We start from the raw sequence: 11,266 nt of genomic DNA on the forward strand, positions 1-11,266 counted from the left end.
GGCGTGAAAAATATCACGCCTTTTTTATAAGATTAACGTAAAAAATAACGATAAGATTTGCTTTCTGTTACATCTTCAAAAACATAATTGAGTTGGGCAAGAGTCTGTTCAAATTCTGTTTGTTCGTGTTCTTCAATTTGGAAACCAGCAAGGATATTTCCATAGTCCGCGCCGTGGGCACGATAGTGGAATAATGAAATATTCCAACGATTTTGTAATGTTTCCAAGAATTTCAATAACGCACCTTTTTGCTCTGGGAATTCGAACGTATATAAGCGTTCATTATCATTGGCTGAACGACCACCCATTAAATAGCGAACATGCGTTTTCGCAATATCATCATCAGACATATCCTCAACATCAAAACCATTTTTAGTGAGGTCTGCAATAATGTCTGCTTTTTCTTGCTCATTTGTCGTTCTTACCCCAACAAACACACAAGCGCGTTTATCATCCGCATAACGGTAACTGAATTCGGTTACTGCTCGGTTACCTAATACATAAGCAAATTTTAAGAAACTACCGGGTTGTTCAGGCATGGTCACGGCTAATAAAGCTTCTCGATTTTCACCAATTTCACAACGCTCAGATACATAACGTAATGTGTGGAAATTCAAGTTTGCACCAGACAAAATTGCCGCCATATTTTTGCCTTCAATATGGTTTTGTTTGGCATATTTTTTCAAACCGGCTAAACCTAACGCACCTGATGGTTCTGCAACAGCACGAACGTTCTCAAACAAATCTTTCATTGCCGCGCAAACTTCATCACTATCGACCAATACCATATCATCAAGATATTGTTGGCATAGGCGAAATGTTTCGTCACCAATGCGTTTTACGGCAACGCCATCCGCAAATAATCCAACATGGGTTAAATCTGTTGGCTCGCCTTTATCGAGAGCGGCTTTTAAGCATGCTGAATCCTTTGATTCTACACCGATGATTTTAATTTCTGGCATAAATTGCTTAAGCAAAATTGCCACACCCGCAGCTAAGCCACCACCGCCGACTTGTACAAACACATAATCCAAATCTGCCACTTGTTGTAACATTTCCATCGCTAACGTGCCCTGTCCAGCGATCACTAATGGATGATCGAATGGTGGAATAAATGTCATGTTTTTTTCTTTTGAAAGCTCGATAGCTTTTGCTTTGGCTTCATCGAAATTAGCACCATGCAACAACACCTCACCACCAAAACCACGCACTGCATCCACTTTAATGCTTGGCGTGTTTTGTGGCATGACGATCAATGCTTTTAAGCCTAATTGTTTCGCTGATAATGCCACGCCTTGTGCATGGTTACCTGCAGATGCCGCTATTACGCCTGCTGCTTTTTGTTCTGCTGAAAGGCTAGAAATCATTGCGTAAGCACCGCGTAGTTTAAAACTATTTACTGGCTGACGGTCTTCTCGTTTAATCCAGATATTATTGTGCAGTCGTTCAGAAAGTTTTCCCATTTTTTGTAAAGGGGTCACTTGTGCGGCTTCATATACGCGTGAACCAAGTTTAACAATGGCATTGATATAATCTGATTGAGAAGGTTGAGGATTGGTGAGTAGGTTTTTCATAGTGTTTGTTTTGATGATGAAGTGCGGTTAGTTTTTCCTTTGTTTTATCCCCCTCTTATAAAGGAGGGGGAACCATTAAATTATTTTAATAATGTTTTATCGCGTACCGCACCTTTGTCCGCAGAGGTGGCGAAGTGACCGAATACTTTTAATGCGAAAGATACTTCACGTTCACGGTTAGCAGGCTGCCAACCTTTTTGATCTTGTTCAGTTCTGCGTGCTGCGAGTTCTTCATTACTGATTTCTAAGTTAATTGCACGATTTGGAATATCAATGTTGATCATATCGCCATCGCGTACTAAGCCAATTGCACCGCCAGAAGCAGCTTCTGGTGAAGCGTGTCCAATAGACAAGCCTGATGTACCACCAGAGAAACGGCCATCCGTTAATAAAGCGCATTTTTTGCCCAAGCCCATCGATTTTAAGTAACTGGTTGGGTATAACATTTCTTGCATACCTGGTCCGCCTTTAGGGCCTTCGTAACGGATAACAACAACATGCCCTTCTTTGACTTTGCCACCTAAAATGCCTGCAACCGCATCTTCTTGGCTTTCAAATACGATAGCAGTGCCAGTGAATTTCCAAATAGATTCATCTACACCGGCGGTTTTAACGATACATCCGTCTTCAGCGAGATTACCGAATAATACGGCTAAGCCACCTTCTTGCGAAATTGCGTTTTCTTTGTTGCGAATACAACCGTTTACACGATCATTATCGACGGTATCCCAACGGCAATCTTGTGAGAATGCTTGAGTTGTGCGGATGCCAGCAGGGCCTGCACGGAAGAATTTATGTAATTCTTCATCTTGATTGCGAATAATATCGTATTGGTCTAGTTGTTCTCCCATGCTCATTCCAAGCACGGTGTGTGTATTTTTATGAATTAATCCAGCGCGATCTAATTCACCCAATAATCCCATAATACCGCCTGCACGGTGTACGTCTTCCATGTGGTATTTATTGGTGTTTGGTGCAATTTTGCTTAAACAAGGTACTTTGCGCGATAAACGGTCAATATCTTCCATTTTAAAATCTACGCCTGCTTCTTGTGCTGCCGCTAATAAGTGTAAAACAGTATTACTTGAACCACCCATTGCGATATCGAGGCTCATTGCATTTTCAAAGGCATCAAAAGTACCGATTGAACGAGGCAATACGCTTGCATCATCTTGTTCGTAATAACGTTTGCACAGCTCAACAATTTGACGACCAGCTTTTAAGAATAATTCTTTGCGGTCTGCGTGAGTGGCTAACATGGAACCGTTGCCAGGTAAAGATAAACCTAAGGCTTCAGTTAAGCAGTTCATTGAGTTTGCGGTAAACATACCAGAGCAAGAACCACAAGTTGGGCACGCACTACGCTCAATGACATCAATACGTTCATCTGATACATTCGGATCGGCTGCCTCAATCATCGCATCAACCAAATCTAAGCGGATTAATTGATCGGAAAGTTTAGTTTTACCTGCTTCCATCGGACCACCTGAAACAAAAATCGTCGGAATATTTAAACGCATTGCTGCCATTAGCATTCCCGGAGTAATTTTGTCGCAGTTGGAAATACACACCATCGCGTCCGCGCAGTGGGCGTTCACCATGTATTCCACCGAGTCCGCAATCAAGTCGCGTGAAGGCAGTGAATACAACATTCCGCCGTGTCCCATCGCGATTCCATCGTCCACCGCGATGGTGTTAAATTCTTTCGCCACACCGCCGGCTTTTTCAATTTCTTTGGCGACGAGCTGCCCCATATCTTTTAAGTGAACATGCCCCGGCACAAATTGGGTGAATGAGTTCACCACCGCAATAATCGGTTTGCCGAAGTCATTTTCTTTCATTCCTGTGGCACGCCATAAGGCACGTGCACCTGCCATATTACGACCTTGAGTGCTGGTCGCTGAACGTAGTTTTGGCATTGATAATCTCTCCAAGTTTTAAATAGAATTACATTTATATCTTTCCCAGTCAGGCTTATATATTTCATAAGTTCTAATCCTAAATGGATGGTTATTGTCGATCTTTCCAAAATTTACAAAAAAATCAAATTTTTCTTTAAATCCTTCAGGTATATCTAATTTGTTTTTATCAATACTAATTTCATCATTATTTTTGCTTTTGCTAATATAGATAAATGATTTGCCCGAAAGTCTATTCATTTCTTTTGATTGGGTAAGGTTTTGACATCTCCCATTATTTTTATCAAATGTTAATAAATCAAAATATTTTGAAATTAAATAAACCTTTGTTTTAAGCAAGGAAATTTTAGTCTCTGGCTCCTGATAAGATAGATACGAGAAACTTTCATTTTTTATAATTTGTGTAGGAAATAGAGTTATGTATAAGCTATAAAGAGCAAACAAAGAAATAAATGGATAAAAGACGTTCATTAGCTTAATGGTCATTTCTTCACAGCTCTCTTTTATTCCTAATTTATATCTATCATATAATACTGGTAATAGGTCAAGGCCACAGAATAGAGCCTGAATTGAAAAGATAATCCCTAAAAAATATAAAACATATTCATAGATAAGTAGTATAGTTAGGGCTTTTTGGGTTTTTGGAAATAACTCTGGTTCATAACCTAATACTTCTTGTATTAGGTTATCTGAACTAGATGTAAGAGCAAAATAAGAAATAAAAAATACTGCAACTGCGGAACCGTATAAGGTCGCCCACATAAATCTGTTTTCTTTATAATAAATAGATAATATTTCAAACACTACTACAACGAGTGTCCCTATAAACAAATAAATAGGCTCATTATTAAAAAAGCCGCCAAGTATTATCATAAGCCCTAACGCTTGGGTAATACATCGTAAATATTTATCCATTAGTTTAATACTCTATCTATATTGAAGATATCAGGCAACTTCTCCAACTGACTCACCAACAAATCCAAAGTGCGGTCGGATTTTACGGTGAATTTTAAGCGCACTTGGGTTTCAATCAGTGTCATGTCCATTGTTGTAACGGTAAATCCACGGTGACGTGCTACGCGTAAAATGCGTTCTAGTACTTCAGGACGATGGCGAGCGACGAGTTCCAGTTTATATTCATTCATTAGTTCATCTCCTCTACCATATCCGCGTTACATGCACCCGGTGGAACAAGTGGCCATACACATTCATCAGGTGGAATACATACTTGTAATAAATAGGCTGTTTTGCTGTTTAATAATCGGTTGAGTGCTGCATCCACATCATCAGCTGACTCAATACGTTCTGCAGGAATACCGAACGCATTAGCAAGCATCACAAAATCTGGGTTGTCATCTAAAATGGTTTCACTGCGACGTTTATTCCAGAATAAATCTTGCCATTGACGAACCATACCTAAGCGTTGGTTATCCAATAGCAAAATTTTTACCGGTAAATTGCCACGTTTGATAGAACCTAATTCTTGGATATTCATCATGAGTGAGCCATCACCCGTAACCAAAATGACTTCATCTTGCGGACGTGCTTTTTTTGCACCCACTGCGGCTGGCAGACCAAATCCCATTGTGCCGAAACCTGCTGATGTAATGTAATTCTCTGGCGCAAAATGCTTCATGTGTTGCGCTGACCACATTTGATGCTGCCCTACATCGGTACAAATTACCGCATTATTTGGTTTGCGATTAGATAGGGTGTTGAGTAATGCCCAAGGATCAATCGGACGGTTGCCTTGATTTTCAACATAAGTGAAATCTAATTTTGCTTTGAAATTTCTGATTTGTTCACGCCAAGGTTCAATATCAAGATATTGTTTGAGTGCATTAAGTGCTTGAATTAAATCCCCTTGTAATGCAACATCTGCACGGCGTAATTTATGGATTTCTGCCGCATCAATATCACAATGAATCACTTTGGCATGAGGCGCAAAAGTATCGAGTTTACCAGTTACACGATCGTCAAAACGCGCACCGCAGACGAGCAACAAATCACATTCTTGCACGGCAAAATTAGCAGCTTTTGTACCATGCATACCAATCATTCCCATATACACATCATCGTTTGGATCAATTGCACCTAAACCTTTTAAAGTGGAGACTGATGGCATTTGGGTCTGAGCTAAAAATTCGCGTAAGGCAGGAACAGCCTTCGCCATACCAACGCCGCCCCCCACATAAAGCACAGGTTTTTTAGCATTTTTTAATAATTCTTTTGCTTCAGCAAGTTTATCTGCCGAAAGTGCGGTTGGTTTTTCTAGTGTTTTAACGTAGGCTTTTACATTCTCAGGCACGTTACCAACTTGAATATCGCGAGGCACATCAATAAGAACTGGGCCGGGGCGTCCGCTTTGAGCAATTTCAAAGGCTTCCGCAAAAACATCGGCTAATTCATCCGTACTTTGCACGATAAAACTGTGTTTAGTGCAAGCAAGGGATAGTCCTAGAACATCAGCTTCTTGGAACGCATCCGTGCCGATTAATGGAGAGGAAACTTGACCGGTAATGGCTACAACTGGAATGGAGTCCATCATGGCATCGCCTAATCCAGTGACTAAATTGGTGGCGCCAGGGCCTGATGTTGCAATGCAGACGCCTACTTTTCCTGTGGAACGAGCATAACCAATCGCTGCGATGGCAGCCCCTTGTTCATTACGACAAAGTAAGTGATCTAAGCCTGCGTCATAAAGGGCATCGTAAGTTGGCATGATTGCTCCGCCTGGATAGCCGAAAAGAGTCGTGACATGGTGTGCTTTCAGGCACTCCATGATGAGTTGTGCACCTGTCATTGTGTTTGTTTCCGGGTCTTTTATTATTTTTGTCTGAGCTTTCATTGTAACGAAATTTTATAGCATTGGTAGGGCTAGCCTGAAAAAAAGTCAAATATTGAGACAGAAATTTTAAAAAAAGACCAATAACTTAAATTATTGGTCGTGACTTTCATCAGTGGATTAGGTTGGGTCATAAAGGTGTGTAATTAATTGACCATTCAAATATTCACCAATATATACCTGATTTACAGTGAGTTTATTAGTATCTAATTCAGCATGAACCCAATTTTCATCTCGGTTGATAATATCAAGAATATCGTAATCAATTTGCCCATCAATAATTAATGGATAGCGTAAATCTTTATCTCCGTATTGAATGATTGAGAGTTGCCCATTTTGTTCAAGTACAGCTCGTTTTACAGTAGAGATTTCATATATGCCTGCTGCACGGAGTTTAAACATTAAATCGTGGGCTGAGATACCATTTTTCATACATTCACTAGTTTGTACTTTGCCATCTAAAATTACCCAAACTGGGCTTCCATCGATAATATTTTTCACAAATCGGTTATGATTTTTGATAAAACGTAGCGTAAAAATTAATAATGTCCATAAAATGAGAACAAGGGAAAATTGTAGTATGCCAATATTGTCATTATAAATGACAGCGCCAATAATGCCGCCCAGTACATAATTTTGTACTTGATCCATGGCTGATGTTGGAGCAAGGTTTCCCTTACCCATTAAATTAATCTGTAAAACAAGACCAATAATGCCCATTGTAAGTTTTATAGCAAGAAATGAATAACTTTCCATTATTTATTTTCCTTATCAATAATATTGATATTCGGGTTGACTAAATTGATTTCAGAGAGTGTATAAGCAGTAAAATCATTATTAAAATTTACCTGATAGTATTTATCCTTAATATTTAAGATCATACCATTTGTAATTTTCTGGCTATTTACTCGTAGATCCTCAAATTGTAAATTTTGTGATGTTTTTACTGAGTTCAAAAATGTAACAATGCGAGAAGTATCATTTGCATATACTTGATTTTGTTCATATTGATTATACTGAATACCGAGTAAGAGAATAATTAAGAGCAGAAAAATAATACTGAGATCTCGGTATTTGGTTTCTAAACGATGGCGCAGATATAAACTTGTGACTAATAGAAGCGCACCAAGTAAAGTAAAAATTGCGATGTATTTAAAATAATCTTGAAAATACATACGGTTTTCTAAATAGAAATAAGTAAAAAAAGACATAAAAATATCCCAAGCTTAGATAAGAAAATCCCTTGCAGAGCAAGGGATTTCGTAATGCGTGAAAGTGCGGTAGAAATTACCAACCTTTTACAACACCATCTTTAAAGTGTTTTTTAGCTTCTTGGTAAACTTCTTCTGTTTGGTAAGATTTTACGAAGTCTTGAACAGCTCTGCTGTCTTTGTTATCGGTACGAGAAACGATAATGTTCACATATGGAGAATCTTTATCTTCTACAAATACACCGTTATCTTGTGCATTTAAGCCCACTTGACCCGCATAAGTATTGTTTACTACAGCTAAATCAACATCGTCTAATGCACGTGCCGCAACAGAGGTATCTACTTCAGTGATGTTTAATTTTTTCGGATTTTCAACAATATCTAATACAGTTGAAAGAAGGTTATTTGCATCTTTTAATTTGATTAAGCCTTGTTTTTCAAGAAGAATTAATGCACGGCCACGGTTTGTTGGATCGTTAGGAACAACAACTTTAGCACCTTCTTGTAATTCATTCACATTTTTGATTTTTTTAGAATACCCCGCTAATGGATAGACGAAAGTATTACCCACGATGACTAAGTTATTTAAATTTTTCGCTTTTGCATCTTCATCTAAATAAGGTTTATGTTGCATTGCGTTTGCATCTAAATCACCTTTAGATACCGCTTCATTTGGTAATGCGTAGTCATTGAATTCAACGAATTGAATGTCTAAACCATATTTTTCTTTAGCGACTTTTGCGGCAATTTCTGCAATTTGGTGCTCAGGGCCAGACATCACACCGACTTTGATTTTAAGTGGTGCAGCTGCAGCTTCAGGTTTTTTGTCTTCTTTACAGCCTGTTAAAACGAGAGCTGATGCGATTGCAGTAATTGCAAAAAGTTGTTTTAATTTCATAGGATTTCCTTCCTGTTTAAGTTAAAAGTTGTGTTTAATTAACGATGATCCACTTTTTTAGCTAGTGTATCGCCGAGTTTTTGGCTAATCATAACGAATAGCACAATAATAATGGTGGCCACCCAAGTGACATAAGGCATATTGCGATATACGCCGTAGTTGATAGCGAGGCTACCTAAACCTCCGCCGCCTTGCGTCCCTGCCATTGCAGAGTAACCAACTAAAGTGACTAGTGTAAGTGTGATGCCATTAATGAGTGTCGGTAGTGCTTCTGGCAAATAGAATTTACGAACAATCTGCCATTTAGTAGCTCCCATTGCTTGAGCGGCTTCGGTTAAACCATTTGGAATTTCCATCAATGCATTAGCAGTTAAGCGAGCTACGAATGGCATAGCGCAAATACTTAATGGAATAATTGCTGCTGTTGTACCTAATACTGTTCCCACGATAAAACGTGTTACAGGTAATAAAATTAAGAGCAAAATAATAAATGGAATGGAACGTCCAATATTAATGATCGTGTTTAACACAAAATGAGTGCGGTTATTTTGTAAAATCTCATTTTTTCCAGTTAAGAAAGTCCATACGCCAACAGGCACCCCGACTACTACGGCAAGTAAAGTAGATGCAAAGCTGATATAAATAGTTTCATAAGTTGCTGTTGCGACAACACCCCACATTTGAGATGTTAATTGCTGGCTGAATGTTGCCAAGAAATCATTGAACATAACCAAGCACCTCCACGCGCACGTTGTTTTCCATTAAATAAACTTTGGTTTGCGTAATGGCATCTTCACCTCCTTCTACTTCAGCAATGGTATAACCAAATTTCACGCCTCCAGCATAATCAATTTGTGAGGTTAAGATACTGAGCTCCACTCCAAATTTTTTTGATGCTTGAGAAAGTAACGGGGCATCGACTGAGCGACCCGTAAACTCAAATTTGATAATTGGATACGCTTTGCTGTGTTTCGGCGTATCAGTAAGATTTTCCAAATATTCATCTGGTAGACTGATGTGGAAGGTTGAACGAATAAACTCTTGTGCTAATTCTGTTTTAGGGTTTGCAAAAATTTCACCGACAGTACCTTGTTCAACGAGGCGACCTTGATCAATGACAGCAACTTGATCACAAATCTGTTTAACAACTTCCATTTCATGGGTAATCAACAAAATTGTAATACCTAAAGTGCGGTTAATTTCTTTTAATAATTTCAGAATAGATTGCGTCGTTGCAGGATCTAATGCACTGGTTGCTTCATCACATAATAATACTTTAGGATCGCTCGCTAAGGCGCGAGCAATGGCTACACGTTGTTTCTGCCCACCAGAAAGATTGCTTGGGTAAGCATCACGTTTTTCACTTAAACCAACAAGATCTAAAAGTGCGGTGATTTTTTCTTGGATTTTTGCTTTTGACTCACCTTCTAATTCTAAGGGTAATGCCACGTTTTCAAATACAGTGCGAGAACTTAGTAAATTGAAATGCTGAAAAATCATTCCAATTTGACGACGAGCACGTACTAATTCGCGATCAGAAAGTCCTGTTAATTCAACTCCATCAACAATAACGGAACCGCTTGTTGGTTTTTCTAATAAATTCACACAGCGAATTAATGTACTTTTTCCTGCGCCAGATGCACCAATTACGCCACAAATTTGACCTTTTTCGATATCTAATGAGACATTATCAAGCGCAGTCAATTTCTTGCTAGGCAGCTCAAAAATCTTCGTTATATTGCTTAGCTTAATCATATAAGCCCTTTTTCTTCATTGTTTTTAAATCTGTTTCGGTATTCTAGACGTCTAGATTGCTATGTCAATATGTCAGATTATCTTTTTTAGACAGATTGGTTATGAGTTATATTTGCTAATTGCTTGGATTAAATAGATAATTTTCGTCAATTTGATATGTATGAAAGGTAAGAGAATGAATAAAGCTATTTTTTTAGATCGCGATGGCACGTTAAATATTGATTATGGTTATGTACACGAAATTGATAACTTTAAGTTTATTGATGGTGCGATTGATGCATTGCGAGAATTAAAGAAAATGGGATATATGTTGGTGTTGGTTACCAATCAATCTGGAATTGCGCGTGGTTATTTTTCTGAGGAGCAGTTTTTACAGTTAACAGAATGGATGGATTGGTCATTGGCTGAACAAGATGTGGATTTGGATGGTATTTACTATTGCCCACATCATCCTGAGGGAAAAGGTGAATATAAAGAAGACTGTGATTGCCGGAAACCTAAATCTGGAATGTTATTGCAAGCGATCAAAGAATTAAAGATCGATCCTACTCAATCTATTATGGTTGGAGATAAAGTCGAAGATCTAAAAGCGGGAATTGGCGCGAAGGTGAAAATGAACGTGTTAGTTCGTACAGGTAAAATAGTAACAGAGGAAGGCGAGAGAGTAGCGGATTATGTGTTAGATTCTATCGTTGATCTTCCGAGAATTTTAAAACGATTAAAAAAATAGCTCAAAATATCTATATTTTGCTCTAATCGCTTGAGCTTTAATCAAAAGATCATTTTTTTAAATATTTTTACAAAAAAGTACTTGCAAGGGTTTTGAAAATCCCTATAATGTACCGCACACAACGACGCACTGTTGTGAAGTATTTAAGTTTACAAGTGCGTCGTTGTTTTTTGCTCTTTAACAATATATCAGACAATCTGTGTGGGCACTTGTTGATTGACTTGTTTTAAAATATTTTTAATTTTGAAGTCTTAATAGGTGCTTAACTGAAAATTCATAATTACTTTTTAAGTAGTGTTTTATTTATAGCTAAGCAGTATATTGAGCGATTGAA

At 38.3% G+C, this 11,266-nt stretch carries 11 protein-coding genes; 1 reads left to right on the forward strand and 10 read right to left on the reverse strand.

Going from position 1 to position 11,266, the window contains the following annotated elements:
• Positions 1-32: 32 nt before the first annotated feature.
• The 10 genes from ilvA to metN all read right to left on the reverse strand — a co-directional run bounded on the left by ilvA (position 33) and on the right by metN (position 10,202).
• On the reverse strand, positions 33-1,574 hold the full coding sequence (gene ilvA / locus A9501_RS05430) for a threonine ammonia-lyase, biosynthetic (protein WP_065265203.1): 1,542 nt from the start codon (positions 1,572-1,574) through the stop codon (positions 33-35).
• An 80-nt stretch (positions 1,575-1,654) separates the two neighbouring features.
• Entirely contained in the window at positions 1,655-3,493 is a 1,839-nt protein-coding gene (ilvD, locus tag A9501_RS05435) for a dihydroxy-acid dehydratase (RefSeq protein WP_065265204.1), read from the reverse strand.
• An 18-nt stretch (positions 3,494-3,511) separates the two neighbouring features.
• Positions 3,512-4,408, reverse strand: coding sequence for a hypothetical protein (locus A9501_RS05440; RefSeq protein ID WP_065265205.1), 897 nt, complete (start codon positions 4,406-4,408; stop codon positions 3,512-3,514).
• Positions 4,408-4,638 carry an acetolactate synthase 2 small subunit gene (gene ilvM, locus A9501_RS05445; protein ID WP_065265206.1) on the reverse strand — a complete coding sequence of 77 codons (231 nt, stop codon included), beginning with the start codon at positions 4,636-4,638 and terminating at the stop codon, positions 4,408-4,410. The genes A9501_RS05440 and ilvM overlap by 1 nt, the downstream gene beginning before the upstream one ends.
• Positions 4,638-6,296, reverse strand: a complete 1,659-nt coding sequence (gene ilvG, locus A9501_RS05450) for an acetolactate synthase 2 catalytic subunit (protein ID WP_065265207.1) — start codon at positions 6,294-6,296, stop codon at positions 4,638-4,640. Before ilvG ends, ilvM begins: the two co-directional genes overlap by 1 nt.
• A gap of 162 nt (positions 6,297-6,458) precedes the next feature.
• Complete coding sequence (locus tag A9501_RS05455) at positions 6,459-7,094, reverse strand: DUF421 domain-containing protein (protein WP_065265208.1); 636 nt, start codon at positions 7,092-7,094, stop codon at positions 6,459-6,461.
• The gene (locus tag A9501_RS05460; RefSeq protein ID WP_065265209.1) at positions 7,094-7,549 is read right to left on the reverse strand and encodes a DUF3290 family protein; all 456 of its coding nucleotides are present in this window, start codon (positions 7,547-7,549) and stop codon (positions 7,094-7,096) included. Before A9501_RS05460 ends, A9501_RS05455 begins: the two co-directional genes overlap by 1 nt.
• A 76-nt stretch (positions 7,550-7,625) precedes the next feature.
• Positions 7,626-8,447, reverse strand: coding sequence for a MetQ/NlpA family lipoprotein (locus tag A9501_RS05465; protein ID WP_065265210.1), 822 nt, complete (start codon positions 8,445-8,447; stop codon positions 7,626-7,628).
• Positions 8,448-8,485: 38 nt separating this feature from the next.
• Positions 8,486-9,175 carry a methionine ABC transporter permease gene (locus A9501_RS05470; RefSeq protein ID WP_065265211.1) on the reverse strand — a complete coding sequence of 230 codons (690 nt, stop codon included), beginning with the start codon at positions 9,173-9,175 and terminating at the stop codon, positions 8,486-8,488.
• Complete coding sequence (gene metN, locus A9501_RS05475; RefSeq protein ID WP_065265212.1) at positions 9,165-10,202, reverse strand: methionine ABC transporter ATP-binding protein MetN; 1,038 nt, start codon at positions 10,200-10,202, stop codon at positions 9,165-9,167. Before metN ends, A9501_RS05470 begins: the two co-directional genes overlap by 11 nt.
• 175 nt (positions 10,203-10,377) lie before the next feature.
• Between metN and gmhB the strand changes: the two genes are divergently transcribed.
• Positions 10,378-10,932: a D-glycero-beta-D-manno-heptose 1,7-bisphosphate 7-phosphatase gene (gene gmhB / locus A9501_RS05480; RefSeq protein WP_065265213.1), complete on the forward strand. Its 555-nt coding sequence runs from the start codon at positions 10,378-10,380 to the stop codon at positions 10,930-10,932.
• Positions 10,933-11,266: the final 334 nt, after the last annotated feature.

This window comes from Haemophilus sp. CCUG 66565 (genome assembly GCF_001679495.1).
GTDB classification, from domain to species: domain Bacteria; phylum Pseudomonadota; class Gammaproteobacteria; order Enterobacterales; family Pasteurellaceae; genus Haemophilus; species Haemophilus haemolyticus_K.